The following is a 23214-nucleotide window of genomic DNA, read 5'->3' as shown; positions in this document are numbered from 1 at the left end:
CATTTCACCTGTCTTTTTTATCATCATCAAGATACCAAAGGTGGCGAAGCAACACTTTCAAAAGCGCCGCAACAGGTACAGCTAAAATCATGCCTGTAATACCATAGAATTGGCCGCCAATTAACAAGCTTATGATTATCAGTGCAGGGTGCAAATCAATAGTATGGCCCATAATATTAGGAACTATTATGTTATTTTCAATTTGATGAATAATTATGTAAAAAGCAGCTACTTTAATTGCCAGCATTGGTGATGCCAACGAAGCCAGCAATAAGGCTGGAATCGAGCCAATGATTGGGCCAATGATCGGAATAGCTTCCGTCAGCGTGGCCAAGAGTCCTAACACTAAGGGATAGTCTACTTTTAAAAAGTACATACCGCAAAATACCAAAAGACCAATAATTACACTGATAACTACTTGTCCCCTAATATAGTTACTAACAACAGTAGCCATTTCCTCAATTATGCTAATAGTTCGCAATTGCATGGACGCAGGGAAAAGAGTAACGACACCTTCCTTAAGACTTCGCCAATCTTTTAGAAAGTAGTACGCAAGCACAGGGACAATTACTAGTTCGATGATTTGTGTTGCAAAAACAAATATTGTATTAAAGGCATTACGTGTCAAACTTACAGCATACGAAGCTGCTCCGCCCAGTCCATTCTCAATAATTTGACGGAAATTATCAGGTATTTGTGCCAAATTTGCCTGCTGCTGTATTAGTATAGCTAAATTTTGAATTTTGGCCATAAGACGGGGTAAATCGCCAACAAACTTATTAAATTCATTGATAAACGGAAACAACACAAACGTTGTAACAAGTGCCAGCAATAGACCTGCTAAGAGAAATACTAACAAGATGGCAATGCCACGAGGTAGATGATACTGCTTTGTCCCAAAGGGTATAGCAGCTACGGCATTAACAATAGGATTAAGTACAAAAGCAACAATAATTGCTAGAATGATGGGAAGATAAATGGATGTTATTTGGCTAAAAATATAGAAACCGATTACCAAAATAGCAATTTTAATTAAAACTGAAGGTGATTTAATCATAGTATTAATCCCATTACTGAATAAAAGGATTATGGTTACGTTCCCAGCCAATGCTGGTTTCTGGTCCATGACCTGGCAAAACTCTAACCGTATCCTCAAGATTCAGTAACTGGTCTTTTATACTATTGATAAGCTGAGTACAAGAACCGCCAGGAAAATCAGTTCGGCCAACTGACTCGGCAAACAGGGTATCACCCGCAATAAGCACCTTATCAGCCAAAAGACATATCCCCCCCGGCGTATGCCCTGGGGTATGTAATGTTTTAAATTCAATACTGCCAATAGTAATCGTATCGCCATTATCAAGCAAGCGATCAGCTGGCCGACAAACAATACTATTACCAATATACATCGATAGGTTAAGCTGGGCATTTGTTAACATACCGGCATCTTCATAATGAATTAAAACCTTAGCCCCTGTTGCTTGTTGAATTGCATCATTCGCGGCAATATGATCAGCATGGCCATGAGTATTGATGATATACACAACATTAAGATTGGCCTTGTTAATTTCAGCAAGTATGGCCTCCTCACTTCCACCAGGATCAATTACACCTGCTTGTAAGGTTTGTTCACAGTACACGATGTAACAATTCGTCCCAAGCTGACCTACTCCCAATTGAATTATTTTCATGTAATCACTCTCCTATTAAAACAGCCGCTTACTGTCTAGCAGCATTGTCACTGGTCCATGATTCGTCAAACGCACGATCATTTCAGCCTGGAATTGTCCACAAGATACCGTTATCCCCATGTTACGGCACAATTGTACAAAAGTTTCATAAAGTACAATTGCTACTTTGGGCGGAGCGGCAGCATCAAAGCTAGGTCGACGTCCTTTACGGCAATCGCCGTACAAAGTAAATTGAGAAACCACCAGCAAATCCCCCTGTATATCTTTAAGAGATAGATTCATTTTTCCCTCATTATCTGGAAAAATTCGCAAATTAACAATCTTTTCCGCAAGATAATTGGCATCTGCTTCGTTATCTTCTTGACCTATCCCTAAAAAAACAGTTAACCCGGTCCGAATCGCAGCAATTTCTTGCTCAGCTACTGTTACGCTGGCACAATCGGTTAATTGGACAACAGCCCTCATTAGACTCCTCCTAAGGATTGCGTCGTGCGATGCACATTATAAACATCTGGAATCCTACGCATCTTATTCATTATATTTTCCAACTGGCTTAGGTTACCAATATCAATATCCATATTAATGTTAGCAGTCTTATTTTTTTGTACCCGGGCATTTAGAGAACCTACATTAATTTTGGCATCCGCCGCCACCATCATGACGTCAGATAGTAGATTGTGGCGATCTAGACCGATGATCTCAATCGATACTCGATAAAGCGTATCACCTGGAATATCCCAGTTAACTTCAATCATCCGTTCATATTCTTCTGAATTATTCAGGATGTTGAGGCAGTCAGCACGGTGTACCGATACCCCACGGCCCCTGGTAATATAACCTACGATAATATCACCAGGCAATGGATTACAGCAACGGGCTAATCTGACCATAAGGCCTGCTTCGCCTTTAACCAAGATACCATGACTAACTTTATTCTTGAGACGTTTAGGTTTAAGTTCAGCCAGCATAGCCGAAACGTCAGGCGTCGTCGAGCTTTTTAATTCTTTTTTATACAATTCAATCAGCTTAGCTATAACTCCATGTAAGGTAACTCCGCCATAACCTAAGCCTTCAAATAAGTCATCTTCACTTGAAATACTTAATTTTTTGGCAATCTCATTTAGGCGATCACCTTTTACAAGATCACGCCATTCATAGCCGAGCTTTTTACTCTCGCGTTCGATCATTTCTCGGCCTTTGGCAATATTTTCTTCACGTTTTTCTTTCTTAAACCATTGACGAATTTTATTTCTAGTTTCCGATGAACCAACAATATTCAACCAATCACGACTAGGGCCATTACCTTGCTTGGCGGTAATGATATCAACGATATCACCATTGGTAAGCTTATATTCTAAGGGCACAATTTTACCATTAATTTTTGCACCAACACAACGATGACCTACATCAGTATGAATGCGGTAGGCAAAATCAATGGGAATCGATCCAGCAGGTAAATCCAGGACATCACCGCGAGGTGTAAAAACAAACACCTCATCAGCAAAAACATCCATTTTTACCGTCTCAATGAATTCGCGCGGATCTCTTAAATCGCGATGCCATTCCAAAAGTTGCCTAAGCCAAGCCAACTTCTGATCAGTATCTTTGTGGGCAACTTTAGTTCCTTCCTTGTAACGCCAGTGAGCAGCAATACCATATTCAGAAATTCGGTGCATATCTAATGTACGAATTTGAATCTCCAGTGGCTGGCCTGAGTGTCCAATAACAGTAGTATGTAACGACTGATAGCCGTTGGATTTGGGCATCGCAATATAATCCTTGAATCTGCCAGGCAAAGGCTTCCATAAGGTGTGAACAATGCCTAACGCTCCATAACAGTCTTTTAATGAATCAACAACAATGCGGATGGCTGACAAATCATAAATCTCACTGACATCCTGTTTGTGGTTTTTTTTCATTTTTTTGTAGATACTGTAAAAGTGCTTTGGCCGTCCCTGGATTTCAGCAGTGATCCCAACAGAACCAAGACGTTCTTCCATCAGCGCGATGGCGTCGGTAATAATCTTCTCACGTTCTTTACGCTTTTGTTTTACCTGTTCTACCAGACGATAGTATTTTTCTGGCTCTAAAAAGCGAAAAGCAAGATCTTCTAATTCCCACTTTACGTTGGAAATACCTAAGCGATGCGCTAAGGGCGCAAATATTTCCAATGTTTCACGAGATATTTCCACTTGCTTATGCGGTGCCATATATTTAAGAGTACGCATGTTATGCAATCTGTCTGCAAGTTTTATCAATACGACTCTAATATCTTTAGCCATAGCTAGAAACATCTTCCGATAATTCTCTAACTGTTGTTCTTCTTTCGATTTATACTCAATTCGGTTTAATTTAGTGACTCCATCGACAAGCATGGCAATTTCTTTACCAAAATCTTTTTCCAACAATTCTAGAGTAATTGGCGTATCCTCTACTACATCGTGCAGCAAGCTGGCGCTAATTGTGACAGCGTCAATCTGCAAATCAGCCAATATAGTAGCAACCCCGATCGGGTGACAGATATACTCATCTCCTGAGACTCTAAGTTGACCGTCATGAGCACTATGTGCTAGTTCATATGCTTTATTAACCAATTGTAATGGCGCGTCAGGCTGGTAGGTTTTAATTTTGGCTATTATATTTTCAATATTTGGTTTATTTCTTTTTTTGACCTGAACTTCATCGTCGCCCATGACTCACCTCTTACTATCACTGCTATAACGTAGGTTGCGTTCTGTACTTTGGCTAATTAACTAATATTGAATAAGTGCGGTGATATCATAACTAGCTAAGCCCTGACGTCCATTTAAACAAGCTAATTCAATTAAGAAAGCCAGACCAACCACTTTACCACCTAACTGCTCAACCATTTTGACTGTTGCCATTGTAGTACCACCTGTTGCTAACAAATCATCAACAATCAAGACTCGGCTTCCTGGCTCAATTGCATCTTTATGAATTTCCAAAGCATCCTGGCCATATTCCAGGGAATATTTATAACTAATTGTCGCCGCAGGTAATTTACCGGGTTTGCGTATTGGCACAAACCCGGCGTCCAAAACATACGCAACAGGAGCACCTACAGCAAATCCCCGTGCTTCTGGACCGACAACAATATCGATGTTTTGCTCTTTGTAAGGCGTTGCCAGCAAATCAATAGCCATACGAAAGGCTTTCCCGTCTTTTAACAGTGTTGTAATATCTTTAAATTGGATGCCTTGCTGCGGAAAATTGGGTACATTTCTGATTTTTTCCCGTAAATCCATAGTTACCTCCTTAGACTAACCAAACTGATTCAAGCACTCCTCACGCATTTTGATACTTTCCCGAAAAGTAGGTGAGTCTGTTAACTCAAGCTTTTTAAGTGGCGCTAGCGTAAGTTGAATAGTAAAAGTGCCTTGTTCTTTCGACTCTTTTGTAAGTAAGTGTAATTCAGCTAAGATAGTTAAAGCCATATCCAGAACATTCTCTGGTAAAGCAGCATTATAGTTGTTCAAAATCTTATTTGCGATAGTTTGCAAAGATAAATTATATTGTCCTAAATTATTATATTCTTTTAACGTTAAATATACTTGCGCAATACAGGTACGATCAGGAGCAATTGTATTCAGAGTGACTGGTGTTTGCATATCTGGCGATTGTCGTACGTCATGAGCGGTCAATTGTACGTTTTTTTGTCCCTGCCACTCATTGTATTTTGGAACAAATACTAAATCTATCGTTTTATCACAGGTAAGGCTTGTCGATAATTCTGCCATATTCCAGGCAATCACATCCTTAACTGCAGCATTTTTCAATTTGAGTTTCAAATGGCGACTTTGCTGTCCTATAAGCCGCTTCTCTTTCATTTCGATATTATGACAGGCAAATACCGGACTGGGATTGCCAAACCCATAGGGTTCAAGACAAGCCAATTGTTCAAGAAACGTAGCATTGATTTCTTCTAATGGCAACATAGAATCAATCGTAAGAACAGGCACATAATCGGCTGCTGATAGTGTCTTGGCTGCCAAGGAATCTAATCGTTCGCGCAACAGCGGTATGTTTGACACGGGTACTGACAGACCTGCTGCCTGGCGATGCCCCCCAAACTGCGCTAATAGATCAGAACAATGAGTTAACGCAGTATAAATGTCAAAGGCCGGTATGCTGCGGCAAGAACCTTTACCCATCCCGTCGCGAATACTAATCATAATTACTGGCTTATAATATTTGTCCACTAACCGAGAAGCTACAATGCCAATTACTCCTGAATGCCATTCCTCGCCAGCTAGTACCAGCACCTTAGCTGCATTTATATCTACTGTTTCAAGTTGTTCTTCCGCTTTTTCCAAAATTAGCTTTTCTATATTTTGGCGAGCTACATTTTCCATATCTAGTAGGTTTGCCAGTTCTCGTGCCTGCTTAGCATCGTTAGTAATCAGCAGTTCCACTCCGGCAGCAGCCTTACTAACACGTCCTACAGCATTAAGACGCGGCGCAATGACAAAACCGATACTGCCACTATCAATAACCTTGCCACCTAATCCACATATTTCAAGTAAAGCTTTAATTCCCAAATTATCAGTAGTTTGTAACTGTTTTAGACCTAGTTTCACCAAGACCCGATTTTCTCCGGTAAGTGGTACTATATCAGCAACTGTGCCAATAGCCACAATATCAAGGTAATCAAAAAACTTGGTTTCAAGTCCATAATAATGTTGCCATAACCCCTGACATAACTTAAAGGCAACACCAACACCAGCCAAATTTTTTTCTGGATACAAACATCCCGGTTGCTTGGGATTAATGATGGCCACAGCTACTGGGAGTTCAGGCGGCGGTTGATGGTGGTCGGTTACAATAATGTCAAGCTGATTATTGACAGCCGCAATCTCCTTACAGGCACTAATCCCACAGTCAACGGTAACAATTAATTTTGTTCCAGCATCTATTAGTTTATGCAAAGCCGCAGGATTAAGTCCATACCCCTCGCTTTGCCTGTCTGGGATATAAAACTCGACATTAGCACCAAGTCTGGTTAACGTCTTATAAAGAGTAGCACAGGCAGTGATGCCATCAACATCATAATCACCATAAATAGTGATTTTTTCTTGTATTTCAATTGCTTGAGTAATTCTATCAACCGCAGCTTTCATACCTTTTAGTGCATATGGATCTGCAAAATTTTCAGCACCAGCGTGGAGAAATTTTGCTGCTGCTTGTTCATTAGTAAGACCACGGTTTATCATTGCTTGTGTAATATACTCAGATATGTTAAGTTTCTGGCTGAGCTCGTTTGCTAATTGACGCCTAGCTGGAAACAATCTCCATTTTTTTTTAAGCCTAGCCATAATAAAGTTTATAGCCCTCCGTAACAATATACTAGATAATTGTAGTATACAGTGTAATTTTTTGCAACTTTACTTGGATTTCCTTAGTCTTTCTGACTCTCTGCCTGCGTTTCCTTGGTGGCTCTTAATGCAAGGTTTTCCGCTTCTAATTGTTGCTTAGACTGGTTTAACTTATTCAGACTTCGCTTCAGCTTGAATTGAACTAGCATGGAAAGGGACAAAATAGTCAGAGCACCAAAAGTAGCAGCCCCCAGGATAATGATAACTAGTGAGGTTTGAAAACTCCACATTAAGAAACTTACCGTAACAGCCAATGCATTCTGCACAGCAAAGATGGCAACAAGTAATGCAAAGACAAAGGCAAACAATAAATTCATCATTTTTATCACATCCATAAATAATTACATATCGAATTAGTATTCTCGCAAAAAGTGCAATATTCCTTTAATATTAGCCTATATAAAATAAAACTTACAATAAACAACAGAAACAGGCGTACTACCTGTTACCATTCAAACATTTATTACAGAAATATGTACAGCTGCATAGTGACGATCATAGTTATTCCACAAACAAATCGAAGGCAAGCCACTCCGAGTAGTCGGAGCAGCACTTGGAAAACCATATCACCATGAGGCATAAGTGTTTTACCGGCTACTAATTCCCATAGTAAAAAACCAAAAGCCGAACCGAGCAAAGCATTACTTGCCAGTAACCCGCCCAAATAACATACTGTACCATTAACGCTAAAATCGCGTGAAATCGGTAAATTCTCCGTCAAATAGCTTTGTAATAGCCGCCCGCCTAGTTCGCTTAGTAGGGAAATTAGTATCAATGACCCCATTGTTCCTAGAGTAAAAGTCACGAAATCAGTAAAAATTCCATAAAGAACAGCCCCCAGCAAGATGATCAGCGTTCCCGATAGTTTTACTGACATCGTACAAAAAAGGCCTGCCATCATAATCAATGTTACTACAAATTCGACCCACAAAAGGCAATTACCCCGTTTCCCTGAATATAACTGTTGATACCATTATTGTGACTTGTTATCTCCTTGTTTATGTAGAAAGTAAGCTACCCAACCGATGAAAACAATCATCAGCAAACCAGTTGCACTCATCAGCTTGAGAATTAATTCTAAGCTGATAAAACTTCCACACCACACTACTATTCCTGCCAAAATCAGTGCTAATTTAAACGGTAATCTTGTGATTATAGTTAGTTGCTTGGCATTGACCAACATTGCCGGAACCATTGTATTGAGCAATATGCATACCAATATACTATTAAAACCAACTGCAAGCCAGGAACCAAAAACCTGTTGGGCAACAGTTGTCAACGGCATAAATCCGTAGCCGCCTAGTAAGGCTATATGCGCTAGTAGCAAAGTAAAAATCCCCTCGAAAGATTTAGCTAGTACTGCAAAATATATCCCTGCATAGTTTTTATGAGCAAAATAAGTCCCCACTTCTACTACCAGCACCGAACGCATACCACCAGCATTATAGCCAATAAGTGCTAGTACCAGTGGCCAATTGATATTGTCTAGTGATAGTACATTAATAAATGATATTGTGGTGATACCATCAGGCAACCTAACTACCATAATACCTATTGCCGGGATAAGCAAAAGGGCTGCATAGTTAGAAATCCGCAGTAGTTCCTGACCATAATCAGCAGCCAGCACGCAGCATACAAATATACAGAGCGGAACAGCCCAGACATACGGGATGCCTGTTAGCTGTTGTATCAGATGTCCGGCAAAATACCCGCCTGTTAAGGCACTAGCTGGCAATGATACAGCTGCTACTGCTAACGCCAGCAGCACTTTACCGCGAACACCGAATAGTCGCTTAACAGCCGGCGTCAATTCGCGGCCGCTTTTTGCCCCTATCCAGGCTGACGTACCGGCTACTATCGAGCCGAATACCATATATGCTAAAAATACAGTAGAATAAATCCCATTGCCGATTAGCGAAGCCATGGCCGGAACAACAGCGACATTATCGCCAGCAATATGAACAAGTGCCAACGATAGCGCCGATAGGATAACTCCCATATGTATCGCCCCCTGCCTGCTTATATGATATTGCAGGAAAGCCTTAATGGTGCAAAAAAGCCTGAAGCAAATTGCTTCAGGCTAAAGAACTCATTTTGCACCTTTGATTCGTTGTTCCGTACGACGTTTCTCGTCATACTCTCTCCATGTCACCCAAATTTGGCTGGCATTAAATATTGATGAATAGGCACCACTGGCAAAACCAATCAACAACGCCAGCGAGAAGTTCTTGGTAGTCTCGCCGCCAAACACATAAAGCGCGCCAGTTGCAAAGACTACGGTAAGAACAGTGTAAATCGAGCGGGTCATTGTCTGCCAGATGCTGCGATTAACAAGTTCTGCAAGACCATCGCTTTTCTTATATGTTCTCAGATTTTCTCTGATCCGGTCAAAAATAACGATAGTATCATTAATTGAATAACCGACAATTGTCAAAATTGCTGCCACAAAAGTAGCGTCAATCTCTTTCTGTAAAATGGAAAATATGCCCATGACAATCAATATATCGTGCACAAGGGCAGCAATCCCGGCAACGGCGAATCTAAATTCAAACCGGTAGGTAATATAGACAATCATAAGTGCCCAGGATATCAAAAGGGCGAGAATAGCCTGTTGTGTTAGTTCTGCGCCAATTACGGCACCGACCTTTTCGACCCGCAAAACCTCAAAGGCTCCCAGTTTTGTCTCTAAGCCTGTAAGGGTGTTGCGGCGTTCCTCTTCATTGAGCACATGGGACCGAATTAATACATTATTTGACTTATCTTCCTGACTTGTTAAAGCCAGTTGAATAGTACTACCTTCTAATTGATAATCTTTAAGTACTTCTCTTATTTCGCTTACTGCCACCGGACGGGCAAATTTTAGATCAAGCAACGTGCCGCCGGTAAAGTCAATGCCCAAATTAAAACCTTGCGTTGCCATTGATATTAGGCCAGGGATTAGGATGAGCGCAGAGAGCAGAAACCACCAATAGCGTTTAGCGACGATATCAAATTTCATGTTTTTCTCCCCCCCTAAGCCCCGTAAAACTTGCTATTTTTAATTATATTAGCGTTAATCAACATTTTGAGTACATATCTGGTAATAGTGATGGCGGTAAACATACTTAAAATTATCCCTAATCCTAACGTAACGGCAAAACCTTTAATCGGACCAGTTCCCAGGAAAAACAGTACAGCAGCAGCAATTAAGGTTGTTACGTTGGAATCCAGAATCGTAGTAAAGGCCCGGCTAAAGCCAGCATCCATAGCCGCCCTGAGCGTTTTTCCGTTCCGGTATTCTTCTTTAAAGCGTTCAAAGATCAGCACGTTGGCATCAACAGCCATACCCATTGATAGAATAATACCGGCAATACCCGGCAAGGTCAACGTAGCGTTAAGCATTTTTAAGCTAAATAACAACAGCATTACATATAAAATAAGTGTTATATTAGCTACAAAGCCGGAGACCCGATAGAATAGCAGCATAAAGACAACAATGGCAGCAATACCGATCGTAAACGCTTGTATGCTTTTGGCTTTTGAATCTTCTCCCAAAGTAGGTCCAACAGTTCTTGTCTCCAAAACTTCAACTTTAACTGGCAAAGCACCTGAGCGAAGCAGTATTGCCAGCCGTTCGGCTTCTGCCATGTCTCGGTTGCCGGAGATTACGGCTTTGCCATTGGGAATGACTTCATTGACTACCGGATTTGTTAATATCTGTTTGTCTAAGAGAATTGCAATATGTTTGCCGACACTCTTAGCAGTCAGCGCGGCAAACTTTTTAGCACCTTCATCGGTAAATTCTATGGCTACCAACTTTTGCCCGCCTTGGTCGATTTGGGCTTTAGCATCTTTTAAATCTTTACCGGTTAATACCACAGCACCACTCTCATCCTGGAATTCCATTAATGCCGTTCTACCAAGCATTTCAATGGCTTTTTCCGGATCTTTTACACCTGGAAGTTCGACAATAACCCGACGCTCTCCCTGGCGTTGGACAATGGGCTCAGTCAGACCTAGTTCGTTAATGCGGCGTTCCAAAATATGAACCACTCGCTGCATTGCATCGTCATTTACTGCTGCTTCGGGAGTATCTGAAGCTTCCAGCACAACATGGGTTCCCCCCTGTAGATCAAGCCCCTGTTTAATTGATAGAGATAGTGGCAACATATAAAAGCCTGCAGCAACGAGAACTGCTAAAACAACCACTAAAAATTTGGCGAAATTATCCCACCTCAAGAAATTATCCCCCAATCTTGCATAATACAATTTTTACATGTTAAGACAACTACAATAATTCATAATCATTAATTACCAACTTAAATTGGCAATCTAAAAATTCGGCTGCGCGCCGACACATAACCATACGCAATAAAAATATTTCAAAGTACTCCATGACAGGACAAATTGTCGTATCAATTACAACAGAAAGCATTATCTTACGAGTTGCCCTGTCAATCAATAGCTTGCTGCTCTCGGCGGCATAGTTCACCCTGTCATGGATTTCAAATTTGGCAAAGTCGCGATTAGTAACCCGTGAGCGGTGTACATCTGATTTATCAGCCAGGATGAGTGCGGACGCTACATGATTAACTGCATTACCACGTTCTTCCTCATGGTTACCAATGGCAGATATCACTAGCGCCACCTCTTCCGGGGGCATCCCCATCCGGGTCAAGATGGAAAATACCATTATTGCACCAGAGACACCGTGATTATACCGATTAATCATATTGGCGATATCGTGCAGATATCCAGCTATCGCCGCAAGCTCACAATCCCGTGTGGGGTAAGATAGTTCCTGTAAAACCTTATAGGCCAGGGCCGAAACAATTCCAGCATGTCTGAGACCATGTTCAGTAAAACCAAGGCGACTGAGATATTTGGTACTACGGGTAAGGTAAACGTATACTTCATGATCTGCTTTTACTTGCGCAATGGTGAGCGGTTGCTCAATAGTAGCTACTGACATTGACTAAACCTCCAGTGATCAAAAGTTAGCCTTTACTGTCAAATTCGTAGCACTATTACTAAGTGACAGCATAAAGGCAAATGTAACTACTTACATTTTCCCTTACCTGCGTGTAAATATGCCATCTTCAGTAATTAAATAATTTACTGGCCGATCATGGTCGTCAGTCGGTACTTTTTCAAGTATTTGTGCCGCCCAAGCCGCGCCGATAAGTTCAGCCTTATTTGCTTTCAGTAAAAACCGGTCATAATAACCAGCACCCATCCCTAATCGCCGTCCGTCTTTGTCAAAAGCCACCCCAGGAACGATAATGAGATCCAGTTCGCTTGGGTCCAAGAGTTTTAAGGTTGCTGGATTGGGAGTTAAGAGATTGAACTGCCCTACCACCAGATCGTCAAGATTGGTAATAATAGCAGCATCCATTAACCCGCGTGTCTCACTCATATGCGGCACACAGAGGGTTTTGCCGGCAGCCAGCGCATGAGCGATAACCCTATCCAGATGAGGTTCATCAGGCATTGCCAGATAGAGCATAATATTATTAGCAGCTTGATATATGGGCCAAGAACATAGATGCTCAGCAAGCCGGACACTGCCAGCAGCTACTTCCTCCGGGCTCATTCCCCGTCTAACCGCTAAGATATTCTTACGCAATTCCTGTTTGGCATTTTTATTAGGTTCCATAATGAATTCCCTCCCTATAAATACTCTTTATAATGGCAATTTTAACCAATGACGGCAGAAGCCGCCTGTACCTCATGAGGTATAGGCGGTTTACCTGTATCGCTATAGTTATCTTAGGAAAAGTTATTGTGGTTTCTGTTGATTTTGATTGTGGCTTACAGCGGTACGGGCTATATCGACTTCTACTTTATCAGCAATTTTGATGGTAACGGTTTTTTCACTTAATGCTGTAATCGTACCGTACAATCCGCCAATAGTAACAATTCGCTCTCCCTTTTTGAGACTATCCAACAATTCCTTGCGGCGCTGCTGTTCCTTTTTCTGTGGACGGTATAACAAAAAATAAAAGATTACGCCCATTAATACTATCGGCCATGAAGCCTGAATGGCTTGCATTATTTCTGGTGAAATTCCTGGCATATATTTATCACCTCCTGTTTCTGTTACATTATATTCCACACGTTTATCATAAATCCTCTTATTATTTGCGGTAATGAGTCCAAAACTCTTCTCTGAAGGCTAAAAAGCGGTCTTCAAGAATAGCTTTGCGCATCTCTTTCATAAAGTTTAATAAGAAATATAAATTATGGGTAGTCGTCAGACGCAATCCGAAAATTTCATCTGTTTTAAGCAAATGCCTGATGTAAGCACGGGAAAAATTCCGACAGGTATAACAGCCGCATTCCGGATCAATAGGCCGAAAATCGCGAGCAAATTCGGCATTCTTAACAACAAGCCGACCACGATTGGTCATTACAGTACCATTACGTGCCACTCTTGTCGGGAAAACACAGTCAAACATGTCAATACCGTACATTACACCTTCCAACAAGCAATCTGGCGTACCGACACCCATCAAATAACGCGGTTTGTTTGATGGCAATAAGGGCACTGTATGGTCAAGCATCTCATACATCAGTGGCTTAGGTTCGCCTACACTAAGACCGCCAATCGCGTAACCGGAAAAGTCTAACGAAATAAGATCTTGGGCACTCATCGTTCGAAGTTCTTTATACATCCCCCCTTGAACAATACCAAACAGAGCTTGATCCTTACGGGTATGGGCTTTTTTACAGCGTTCAGCCCAGCGAGTAGTTCGCTGCGTTGATTGACGGGCATATTCATAATCTGCAGGATAAGGAACGCACTCGTCAAAAGCCATGATGATGTCAGCACCTAATGCCATTTGTACTTCAGTGGCTTTTTCTGGTGATAAAAAGTGTTTTGAACCGTCAAGGTGGGAGCGAAAAGTAACGCCTTCTTCCGTTATTTTACGAAGCGGTCCCAGACTAAATACCTGAAAACCACCACTGTCTGTTAAGATACCGCGATCCCACTGCATAAATTTATGCAGTCCGCCTGCTTCAGCCACCAGATCATGACCTGGGCGCAAGTACAAGTGGTAGGTATTACTTAATATTATGCCTGCCCCCATATCTTTAAGCTCATCAGGCGACATGGCCTTAACGGTAGCCTGTGTGCCTACAGGCATAAAAATAGGCGTATCAAATACACCATGAGGCGTATATAATCGCCCCACTCGCGCTCCTGTTTTTGAGCATTGTTTAATAAGTTCGTATGTAACGGCCAATAACTACACCTCCTATAATAAAAATCAGAGTCAACGAATAAACATAGCATCACCAAAGCTAAAAAAGCGGTAGCGCTTATCTATTGCTTCCTGGTAGGCGTTAAAAATATATTCTCGGCGAGACAAAGCACTAACCAGCATTAGCAATGTGGATTTAGGAAGATGAAAATTAGTAATAAGCGCTTTGACAATTTTGAATTCATAGCCAGGATAGATAAATATCTCTGTCCAGCCACTTTTAGCTTCTAATTGACCACTAGTGCCTGCAGTCTCCATGGTTCGTACTGCGGTAGTCCCTACCGCAATAACCCGGTTGCCGGCTGCTAGTGTCTTATTGACAAGTACCGCTGTTTCCTCCGGTACTGAATAATACTCACGATGCATGACATGATCTGTTAGATTATCTACTGCTACAGGCCGAAAGGTCCCTAACCCGACATGAAGAGTAACAAAAGCCAGATTAACTCCCATACTTTTACAACTTTCCATAAGCTGACGGGTAAAGTGGAGTCCTGCAGTAGGGGCCGCGGCTGAGCCGCGTTCCCGGGCATACACCGTCTGATAGCGTTCCTTATCTGCTAACTTGGCTTTGATATAGGGAGGCAAGGGTGTATCACCTAACGAATCAAGAATTTCCTCAAAAATGCCTTGATAATAAAACCGTACTATCCTGCCACCAAAATCAGTACTTTGCAAAACTTCACAACGCAGCGTATCTCCAAACTCGATCATGGTTCCCGGCTTAGCTTTTTTACCAGGCTTAACCAGCACTTCCCAGTCATCCTTAGTTGTACGGTTTAGCAAAAGAACTTCTACTTTGCCCCCAGTTTCCTGCTTAGTACCAAATAGTCTGGCAGGTATTACGCGGGTATCATTAAAAACCAGGGTATCCCCTGGTTTTAAATAGTGCAGCAGATTATGAAACTCATTATGCTCAATGCATCCAGTTTCCCGGTCAAGAACAAGCAGTCGCGACTTATCGCGTGGTTCTACCGGCTGTTGTGCTATTAACTCTTCAGGTAAATAATAATCAAAATCAGAAACCAGCATGGTACTCCCTCATTATGACCTATTAATAGGCTTTTTTTATTTCTACCCCTTGGTAGTAGTGTTTCAAGATATCTTTGAAATATTCCGTATTTCCGATAGGTCCCTGTTCTGCCATAGCCTTTGCTCCCCATTGGGAAAGTCCTAAGCCGTGTCCCCAGCCAAAGCCGGTGATAACAACAACATCATTTGTTTCAACGGCAATAGGTGGACGATTGGGGTTCTTTTTCCCGCTTAGTGTTACCCTACCGATTTCTCTATCCTTACCTGCATAAACCGGCATAACTAACTCATGGCGTCTTTTAATGATACTAATATCAAACAATGTACTTTTCAAGTCTAACAGGTTTCTTAATTTTGTTCCTGCTATCTGTATATTCCCAGTAGTTCCCCTAATGTACACGTTTTTTACTCGCCCAGACACCCCTCGGTCATAGCTGACAACTGGCGGGGTAGCAAGCGGTGATAATTGAACAGCTTGTATGTTACCAATGTTGTAACCAGCATCACTAATCACTTGATTTAATTCAGCTAATGTCAACTGCTTTTCCCACTTATAATAAGGGCTGTTTTGGTCAAAATCAGCCACACCGCGAAGATAAGGCTGCTCTGATGACCAAACATTTTCGCTATTTTCTGTATACCCACCCGAACTACTATGAAAATAGGCGGCAATCAGTTTATCTTTATAAGTAATTACCAGACCACGTGTTGTATCTACTGCTTCGATTGCTTTGGGTGCTTCACTCTCCCGCCCGCCATATACTTGGCAATCGGTAGTTGCACATAGTTCAAAACCATCATCTTTATGTTTATTGTTACTAGCCAAAGCATACGTGCGTGCTGCTACTGCCTGGGCTTTAACTGCCTCCAAAGACCATTCAGGCGATATTTCATTTTTAATGACTCCATATAGATATTGTTCCATTGGCAGGGTATTTACCACTGTCATCCCCTGTTTACCGCTTGTGCGATGAATACTTAGCTCTCCCCGATACCGCCGTTTGTTGGCATACATATATGGTTTGCTATAAACTAAGGAATGCTCTTTGTTTATAACAACAGCCATGCCTGTAGCCGCTACGGGTACATCATTAACGGTAAAACCACTTTCTCTTACAGCGATTGTCACTGTATCTTTTGCGCCAAAATTTCCCAACACTTTAGCGGTGCTGGTACTGACAATAGCAAATTTAGCATCAGCGGAAATCTCAATACTGTGCTGGTTAGTTAAAATTCCTACACGTAGGTTCGGTTCATAACCAGGCAATGTCCCACTGCCTGCGTGGGCATATGCTGCTAACGGAAAAACAAAAAGAAATGTTAGCATTAACCATTTTACCATATGTTTATATACTCGCCTACCTCTGGTATTATTTTCTTGAAAATAGGTTTAGAATTACCGTTAGAATAATACTTAGAATAATTGATGTCACAATAGGAAAATGAAAGCTGAAGTTTCCCCGTTCCATATGTATATCACCTGGCAATCGACCCAAACTTAAGAATTTACCCCCAAAATGGAATATGGCTCCGGCAACCAGCAGGATTAGGCCAACTAACATCAACGTTTTGCCTAGTGAATCAAAGCCCCCAGGCATTAACCTTGGCCCTTTCTTGGTTTGTAATAACGGTCTCGCTCACTAAATACACAGCCGCAGTAAGGTTGCCGATACATTTCAAGTTCCCTGCTTATCTTGACACCTTCCTGCCAACCTGGCCGGAAGTCTATATAACGAAATTGAACCTCCGCAGCAGTGGCGGCTTTATCAGCGGCAGCCTTTATCAAATCATGCTGCTGATAAGGACTGACTAGAAGTGTGGTACTAAAACAGTCAAAGCCCTGTTCTTTGGCATAGCGTGCCGTTTGGCCCATTCGCAGGTCGTAGCAGTGAGTGCAGCGCCCACCCGGAGCCTGTAACGCTTCCCGCAAAAACTCTTCCAGGGTATAGCTTTCATCAATGATTAGGTTGGCAAGACCAATCTTTTCCGCAAACGATTTGAGAGTATCCAACCGTTTGGTAAACTCTTTATATGGGTGTATGTTTGGATTATAAAAATAGCCGGTAATCTCATACTCCGGATATTCTTCCTGCAGATGTTTCAGGGGAAATACAGAACACGGACCGCAACATACATGCAGCAACATACGCATAAATACAGTCACCTACCATAATTTTTCTTGATTCTTCGTTTTGTCTTCATAAGAAATATTGAGATGGGCATAGGCGGCTGGGGTAGCCACCCTCCCGCGTGGTGTTCTGGCAATAAAACCCATCTGCAAGAGAAAAGGTTCATATACATCTTCAATTGTTTCAGTCTCTTCACTGATTGATGCAGCCAATGTATCTAACCCTACCGGTCCACCGTTAAACTTTTTAATAATCGCAGTCAGCATACTCCGGTCGGTTTTATCCAGCCCGCGTTTGTCTACTTCTAAAAGGTCCAGTGCTTTATCGGCGATGGCATCTGTAATTACACCATCGGCTGTCACCTGTGCAAAATCCCGTACCCTCTTTAGTAGACGGTTAGCAATACGTGGCGTCCCCCGTGAACGTTTGGCAATTTCCTGGGCACCGCGGGGTTCAATATCTACTTGCAAAATTTCAGCAGCTCGATTTACAATACATTCCAAATGCTCTGTTTCGTAATATTCCAAACGGCAAATAACTCCAAAGCGATCTCTAAGCGGTGCGGCTAAGGCACCGGCTTTAGTTGTTGCCCCTATCAGCGTAAACTTGGGTAAATCAAGACGAATAGAACGGGCAGACGGTCCTTTACCGATGATAATATCAAGGGCATAGTCTTCCATTGCCGAATACAAGACTTCCTCTACTGCTCGCGACAAACGGTGAATTTCATCAATAAACAGCACGTCTTTTTCACCCAAATTAGTCAAGAGTGAGGCCAAATCACCTGGTCGCTCAATGGCCGGACCTGATGTAATCCGAAAATTAGCACCAAGCTCGTTGGCAACAATGCCAGCTAATGTAGTTTTACCCAATCCAGGCGGGCCATATAATAAGACATGATCCAGCGCTTCCTCTCTGGCCATCGCTGCCTGAATAAATATAGAAAGATTATTTTTTACTTGATCTTGTCCAATATATTGAGCAAGACGGCGCGGCCGCAGACTATATTGCCAGGAATCAACATCCTGTGCATCTGGTTCCACAATACGTTCTTCCACCAGTTAGTTACCTCCCAATTACCTCCGGCCAAACTCCTTTAATGTAAATCGAATTAACTGTTCTAATGATATTTCGGTATGAGTTGCACCTTCGCGTTGATAAATTTTCTTAATGACCGGCGTTATCTCGGCATGATTATAACCTAGTGCAATTAGCGCCTGGATGGCCTCTTGCTGGATATCTCCCGGCAAATTACTATCTGCTGACTGGCCTGAAGTACTTACATCAGATTCTGCACCAATACCCACTTTATCTTTTAGCTCAAGAATAATTCTTTCCGCCGTTTTTTTGCCAATACCTGGCAGTTTTGTCAATATAGCTGCATTATTAGCACTAATTGCTGAGCGGAAATTTTGAGGTGTGATGGTAGACAAAATGCCGGCAGCCACTTTGGGGCCAATCCCTGATACCGAAATAAGACTTAGAAAAAGTTCATACTCTTCCTGCGTATAAAAACCGTGCAGCGTGAGTGCATCCTCGCGCACATTCAAATAGGTAAACAAAGTGTCTTTCTGTCCAATTGCCAGCTTTTGCCTGGTAGAGTTAGGTATAAATATCCGATAGCCGATTCCTTGTACATCCACAAAACAAGAATCGGTAAATAGATGTGTAACTACACCTTTAACATAGCCTATCATTGGTTATCCTCATTCGATTTATATTTCCACAATGTATGGTAGCAATAGCCACAGCCAACGCATCGGCCGCATCGTCAGGATGTGGTTTCTTCGGCAGGCTTAATAAGCGTTGCGTCATATAGATAACTTGCTCTTTGGTTGCTTTACCATACCCGGTTACCGCCTGTTTCACCTGCAGCGGCGTAAATTCATCAATGCTAAGTTCATTTTGAGCTGCCGCCAATAGTATTACACCTCTGGCTTGTCCAACAGCCATGACAGTACGAACATTTTTATTCATGAACAACATCTCAACACCCATAATATCTGGCTGATACTGCTTAATCAAACCATCAATTTCCTGATGAACTTTTCTAAGCCGCATGGCTGCCTCCATGTCAGGTGTTGTCTCAATAACCCCATAAATAATGGGCTTTAATCTACTTCCTTGTGCTTCGACCAAACCATAACCGCATATTGCTGTGCCGGGGTCGATTCCTAATGCAATCATCTGATGCCCCCTTTTTACTCCCTACTACTTTCGACAACTTAACTATATATTCCTGTTACACAAAGCAAAAAGAGAGGTTTCCCTCTCTTTAACGTGCCTGCATTCCCTCTAGTGTTCGTAATAATTCCTCTTTAGACTGCACAATCAACCCTTGATGTAACTCTTGCACATCCTGGGGCATTAAGCTACTCACAGGTATGTTAGTTACTTCTTTTACAATGGCTTTGGGACCAGGTACTCCATAAAATACAGTGACATAATCGTTCTTGATACCAATAAACATATTATTAGAGTGCTCGCGGCATAAGCTATCCACCGTTAATGTCATTTCTACTTCTTTGGTGTCAAATTTTTCAATACTCCACCCTGAATATATCTGCTGTACCTGATTAAAAGTAAGCCCAACTAAATTATCAGGTGGTTTAGTCCTGAATATCTCCTGGTCTTTGCATTTGGTATAGTTGATTTTTTGTACCAAATCGGTATCTGCAGAAATCTTAATTTTGCTATCTTGTTTAACAACCTCACTGCCTTGATGCGGAAGCGGCAGTTTTACTTGCGGGTCTATTAGCAAAGAATAAACACCGATACCAACCAGTAATAGAATTAGTCCACAAATAAGTACAGGCTTCGTAAATATAGATTTATTACAGACTTTTACCTGATGCATTGAAGACAATTTAGCAATAAGTTTGGAAAACATAGTGACAACACGCCTTTCTCTAGTGTTGTCACTATGTTTTCCAAATAATACAAATTTTATTCGTGCAGTTTAAGGATATTCTTTATCCATAGCATTTTTTGCCTTTCCCCGGTATTTACTAAACAAGTACTTTTGAGAAAGATACGCTATCAAACAACCGATTACAAGCATAAATAATCCGGTAATAATAGCAAATAAGTTATGATAGCTAATCTTTTCCATGTTTAACACTCCTGTAATTATCATATCGTTGGCCACGTTTGTTTAAAACTAAAGCTGCAATAAACAAAAAAATTTCCAATCCTGCCTCCACGAATGCAGCAAAGATGGGAAAGGTGTATTCGGCAAAACGTATTTGTTCCATGGTACTATTAAACGACGTTAAAGCCAACATCCCGGTCAGCAAGGCAGCAGGGTATATCAAAGGCTTATAAGTGCTTAGATCCAAGATCTGCGACATTCCTAAACTAAAAGCCCAGAGCAAATTGGCTGAAGCAATTATTCCGGCACCAGTGACAAGCAGCATCCAAATTATTTCCAGCCTGTCCAAATAATTGCCGTAAGATATCATTCTGGATAGCTCAAGGCCAGGAGCATGAATATTGGCAGCCTGTTCATAACCAAAGACTGCCACACTTAAAACCACAATAATAGTTACAAACACGGCTCCTAGACTGACCGCAATGAACTTGGCCAGAAATCCATTTTCCGTGCGATTGCATAGTGGGATGAACATTGCCATCATAATACAAATTCCGTAAAAAGTCAGGAGTAAGGGTGAGCCGATAAGAAAAGAATACACTCCGTCATCAAACTGCGGCTTAAGTCGGCCAAATTCTGCGCTAGGACTGACCAACAGGCCTATAGCAACAATGCTCAGCAAGTATAACGGGCCAAGCACTTCGGTAACCCGGCCAATTACCTCAATTCCTTGACGAGCTGCATAGCCAGCGACAAATAATCCGGGAATCATGATTGCCATTATAGAAGTCGTGGGAAAAAAGTAAGAGTTAACGAGTTGACTGAAGCCGTGAATTAAAAACATGCAAGCCAATAAAAAGAAGATCGGGAACAGAATTCCCACTATTCTCCCCGCATTTCTTCCCAGAATGGTAATACTGTATTGTACAAAATTCTGGCCTGGAAAGCGCAGCCCCATATAAGCATAAACCACAGCTAGCGATACATCCAAAATCCAGCCGCCAATTACTGCTAACCAAGCATCCCGTCCTGCCTGGGTTATTAACAATGCGGGCACTTGGATCGCGGTAAATGAGGTGATAATAATAAACAACATCCAGACAAACTGGTTTGTGCTGATGATTCCTTTTTCTTGCATAGCTGCACCGCCTTTTTCCGGGAAATGTTATTTAAAAATAGTCTGTCCAATCGGACCAAGCAGTTGTTCCAACCAATTAATCGGCGTTGGCATACCCCACATATCTGCAATTCCTAGGAAAGCGGCTAGCCCGATGAGCATACCCAAAGCGCCTAGTTCTCGCCAAAGCTTGTTTTTAAACAGCGGTAATCCTTCATATAGGACAATAAGGATTACCGCAAGTAGAAACGGAGTTATCATGAGTTATTCCTCGTTATTTCTAAAAGTCGCTGAACCCTTGATGATTCCGGCTTTGCGCATTGTTACGTGGAAGGTAATAGCATATTGTATTTCTGGGAAACGTTGATCCCAGTCTGCTTTGATTAGGCGCCATTCAGTTGGATTATAATTGTGGATTTGGTTGCCAAAACCAATGAAATCGGCTTTTAAGTCGTGTTGCGCCCGGACAATTGTTTGTTCTACCTGCGCTTTTAATATTTTTTCCGTTTCTTGCTCCAGTTGCCTGTACATCTGCAAATCTTTTAGCTGAGCGCTTAGGTTGCCCGCTTCGCGCAGTTCAGCTTCACCTGTACAAACTATTTCCATGGTAATGCCCTTGTCGGTTATATGGGGGATGATTTTGCTGCTTCCTTTAAAAATTTCTACGGAAATTTCCTTATCTTCTTCAGCTAGTGGGAAAGGAATTACTACTGTATCTCTTTTCAGCTTATTATTTAACCAGAGAAAGCCTATCGACTCCTGTTCATTGAGTGTGCCGACCAAACGATTATTCTTGAAAATCGCCATTTTATCCAGATGTAGTTTGGCGGAACCTTTTGCTCCCGAACTTTCTCCCTGTTTTCCTACAGCTTGTTCCTGCTTTACGTTACTTCCCTGGGTCACATCCTGCAAACTGACTACTGGAGCATAACTTACTCCTATGTCAGTTTTTAAATTCAGCAAAAACTCATTGATATTAACCGGATAAATAAATGGTTGATTTTTGGAAACAAGCATGTCGTGCAGACCTAGCGCCGGAAGTTTCTCCATATCCAACTTGGTTTCTAAAACTTCTTTGGCCGTTTGCTCTGCGACCACTATCAGGTTGGTTCGGCGGAATTCCCGATTACGTTGAATATAATCCATTGCTTCAGATATGTCTGAAGCGGTAAAATTTTTGCCTAGCACAACTATTTTATTGTGGGAAAAAAATAGTTTACGAGAAGAAGTCTTAGCTAAATTACGCTCCGCGTCTAATAAAGATTTCCCTTGGCTTGTTAGTGTGATAAACGGTGTATCTTGACCGCCGCCTCCTTCACCGCCAGGACCTTTAGCTGAAGTATTAACAATCTGGACGGTTAAGAGGATGGGTTCTGTTCCACGTACACGATCAAGGCCTACACTCAGGACAATTGCCAGATCATCCACGTTATGCATATCCCGGCAGCCACCGATAAATACATTCAATAGCACAAACACACTGAATACTATTGTTAAATTACTCTTCATAATTAAAC

27 protein-coding genes are annotated in these 23214 nt (G+C 41.8%); all 27 read right to left on the bottom strand.

Annotated elements, in window-relative coordinates; all coding sequences use genetic code 11:
* Positions 1-4 precede the first annotated feature (4 nt).
* The 27 genes from ACZ449_RS07520 to ACZ449_RS07390 all read right to left on the bottom strand — a co-directional run bounded on the left by ACZ449_RS07520 (position 5) and on the right by ACZ449_RS07390 (position 23206).
* Entirely contained in the window at positions 5-1057 is a 1053-nt protein-coding gene (locus tag ACZ449_RS07520; RefSeq protein ID WP_464260408.1) for an AI-2E family transporter, read from the bottom strand.
* A 13-nt stretch (positions 1058-1070) separates the two neighbouring features.
* Positions 1071-1691 carry an MBL fold metallo-hydrolase gene (locus ACZ449_RS07515; RefSeq protein ID WP_464260407.1) on the bottom strand — a complete coding sequence of 207 codons (621 nt, stop codon included), beginning with the start codon at positions 1689-1691 and terminating at the stop codon, positions 1071-1073.
* Positions 1692-1706: 15 nt separating this feature from the next.
* Positions 1707-2156, bottom strand: a complete 450-nt coding sequence (gene dtd, locus ACZ449_RS07510) for a D-aminoacyl-tRNA deacylase (protein WP_464260406.1) — start codon at positions 2154-2156, stop codon at positions 1707-1709.
* Positions 2156-4384, bottom strand: coding sequence for a RelA/SpoT family protein (locus ACZ449_RS07505; RefSeq protein ID WP_464260405.1), 2229 nt, complete (start codon positions 4382-4384; stop codon positions 2156-2158). Before ACZ449_RS07505 ends, dtd begins: the two co-directional genes overlap by 1 nt.
* Positions 4385-4444: 60 nt before the next feature.
* Positions 4445-4957 (bottom strand): adenine phosphoribosyltransferase, encoded by a 513-nt coding sequence (locus tag ACZ449_RS07500; RefSeq protein WP_464260404.1) that lies wholly within the window; start codon positions 4955-4957, stop codon positions 4445-4447.
* Positions 4958-4972: 15 nt separating this feature from the next.
* Positions 4973-7024 (bottom strand): single-stranded-DNA-specific exonuclease RecJ, encoded by a 2052-nt coding sequence (gene recJ / locus ACZ449_RS07495; protein WP_464260403.1) that lies wholly within the window; start codon positions 7022-7024, stop codon positions 4973-4975.
* An 83-nt stretch (positions 7025-7107) separates the two neighbouring features.
* A complete protein-coding gene (locus ACZ449_RS07490) occupies positions 7108-7404 on the bottom strand; it encodes a LapA family protein (RefSeq protein ID WP_464260402.1) in 297 nt (98 codons plus the stop codon).
* A 143-nt stretch (positions 7405-7547) separates the two neighbouring features.
* Positions 7548-8015: a hypothetical protein gene (locus tag ACZ449_RS07485; protein ID WP_464260401.1), complete on the bottom strand. Its 468-nt coding sequence runs from the start codon at positions 8013-8015 to the stop codon at positions 7548-7550.
* Positions 8016-8057: 42 nt separating this feature from the next.
* Positions 8058-9083, bottom strand: coding sequence for a hypothetical protein (locus tag ACZ449_RS07480; RefSeq protein WP_464260400.1), 1026 nt, complete (start codon positions 9081-9083; stop codon positions 8058-8060).
* A 90-nt stretch (positions 9084-9173) separates the two neighbouring features.
* Complete coding sequence (gene secF, locus ACZ449_RS07475; protein WP_464260399.1) at positions 9174-10082, bottom strand: protein translocase subunit SecF; 909 nt, start codon at positions 10080-10082, stop codon at positions 9174-9176.
* 14 nt (positions 10083-10096) lie between these two features.
* Complete coding sequence (gene secD, locus ACZ449_RS07470; protein WP_464260398.1) at positions 10097-11302, bottom strand: protein translocase subunit SecD; 1206 nt, start codon at positions 11300-11302, stop codon at positions 10097-10099.
* A gap of 49 nt (positions 11303-11351) precedes the next feature.
* Complete coding sequence (locus ACZ449_RS07465) at positions 11352-12035, bottom strand: HD domain-containing protein (protein WP_464260397.1); 684 nt, start codon at positions 12033-12035, stop codon at positions 11352-11354.
* 102 nt (positions 12036-12137) lie between these two features.
* Positions 12138-12719 (bottom strand): 5-formyltetrahydrofolate cyclo-ligase, encoded by a 582-nt coding sequence (locus tag ACZ449_RS07460; RefSeq protein WP_464260396.1) that lies wholly within the window; start codon positions 12717-12719, stop codon positions 12138-12140.
* 123 nt (positions 12720-12842) lie between these two features.
* Complete coding sequence (gene yajC / locus ACZ449_RS07455; protein ID WP_464260395.1) at positions 12843-13139, bottom strand: preprotein translocase subunit YajC; 297 nt, start codon at positions 13137-13139, stop codon at positions 12843-12845.
* A gap of 61 nt (positions 13140-13200) precedes the next feature.
* Complete coding sequence (tgt, locus tag ACZ449_RS07450; protein WP_464260394.1) at positions 13201-14310, bottom strand: tRNA guanosine(34) transglycosylase Tgt; 1110 nt, start codon at positions 14308-14310, stop codon at positions 13201-13203.
* A gap of 30 nt (positions 14311-14340) precedes the next feature.
* On the bottom strand, positions 14341-15360 hold the full coding sequence (queA, locus tag ACZ449_RS07445; protein ID WP_464260393.1) for a tRNA preQ1(34) S-adenosylmethionine ribosyltransferase-isomerase QueA: 1020 nt from the start codon (positions 15358-15360) through the stop codon (positions 14341-14343).
* A gap of 22 nt (positions 15361-15382) precedes the next feature.
* On the bottom strand, positions 15383-16702 hold the full coding sequence (locus tag ACZ449_RS07440) for a SpoIID/LytB domain-containing protein (protein WP_464260392.1): 1320 nt from the start codon (positions 16700-16702) through the stop codon (positions 15383-15385).
* A gap of 28 nt (positions 16703-16730) precedes the next feature.
* Positions 16731-16922, bottom strand: coding sequence for a DUF2905 domain-containing protein (locus ACZ449_RS07435; protein WP_464261836.1), 192 nt, complete (start codon positions 16920-16922; stop codon positions 16731-16733).
* Positions 16923-16957: 35 nt separating this feature from the next.
* Positions 16958-17512: an epoxyqueuosine reductase QueH gene (locus ACZ449_RS07430; RefSeq protein WP_464260391.1), complete on the bottom strand. Its 555-nt coding sequence runs from the start codon at positions 17510-17512 to the stop codon at positions 16958-16960.
* A gap of 12 nt (positions 17513-17524) precedes the next feature.
* Entirely contained in the window at positions 17525-18547 is a 1023-nt protein-coding gene (gene ruvB / locus ACZ449_RS07425; protein ID WP_464260390.1) for a Holliday junction branch migration DNA helicase RuvB, read from the bottom strand.
* 18 nt (positions 18548-18565) lie between these two features.
* Complete coding sequence (gene ruvA / locus ACZ449_RS07420; RefSeq protein ID WP_464260389.1) at positions 18566-19186, bottom strand: Holliday junction branch migration protein RuvA; 621 nt, start codon at positions 19184-19186, stop codon at positions 18566-18568.
* The gene (gene ruvC, locus ACZ449_RS07415) at positions 19170-19676 is read right to left on the bottom strand and encodes a crossover junction endodeoxyribonuclease RuvC (protein ID WP_464260388.1); all 507 of its coding nucleotides are present in this window, start codon (positions 19674-19676) and stop codon (positions 19170-19172) included. Before ruvC ends, ruvA begins: the two co-directional genes overlap by 17 nt.
* An 88-nt stretch (positions 19677-19764) precedes the next feature.
* Positions 19765-20379: a BofC C-terminal domain-containing protein gene (locus ACZ449_RS07410; RefSeq protein ID WP_464260387.1), complete on the bottom strand. Its 615-nt coding sequence runs from the start codon at positions 20377-20379 to the stop codon at positions 19765-19767.
* 69 nt (positions 20380-20448) lie between these two features.
* A complete protein-coding gene (locus ACZ449_RS07405) occupies positions 20449-20601 on the bottom strand; it encodes a hypothetical protein (RefSeq protein WP_464260386.1) in 153 nt (50 codons plus the stop codon).
* Positions 20588-21718 (bottom strand): GerAB/ArcD/ProY family transporter, encoded by a 1131-nt coding sequence (locus ACZ449_RS07400; RefSeq protein WP_464260385.1) that lies wholly within the window; start codon positions 21716-21718, stop codon positions 20588-20590. Before ACZ449_RS07400 ends, ACZ449_RS07405 begins: the two co-directional genes overlap by 14 nt.
* Positions 21719-21745: 27 nt before the next feature.
* Positions 21746-21958, bottom strand: coding sequence for a hypothetical protein (locus ACZ449_RS07395; RefSeq protein ID WP_464260384.1), 213 nt, complete (start codon positions 21956-21958; stop codon positions 21746-21748).
* 3 nt (positions 21959-21961) lie between these two features.
* Positions 21962-23206 (bottom strand): Ger(x)C family spore germination protein, encoded by a 1245-nt coding sequence (locus ACZ449_RS07390; protein ID WP_464260383.1) that lies wholly within the window; start codon positions 23204-23206, stop codon positions 21962-21964.
* Between the last annotated feature and the right edge of the window lie 8 nt (positions 23207-23214).

The organism is Desulfosporomusa polytropa (assembly GCF_055380075.1).
Note: the sequence above shows the minus strand (reverse complement) of the source record. Positions and strands in the feature narration are given on the sequence as shown.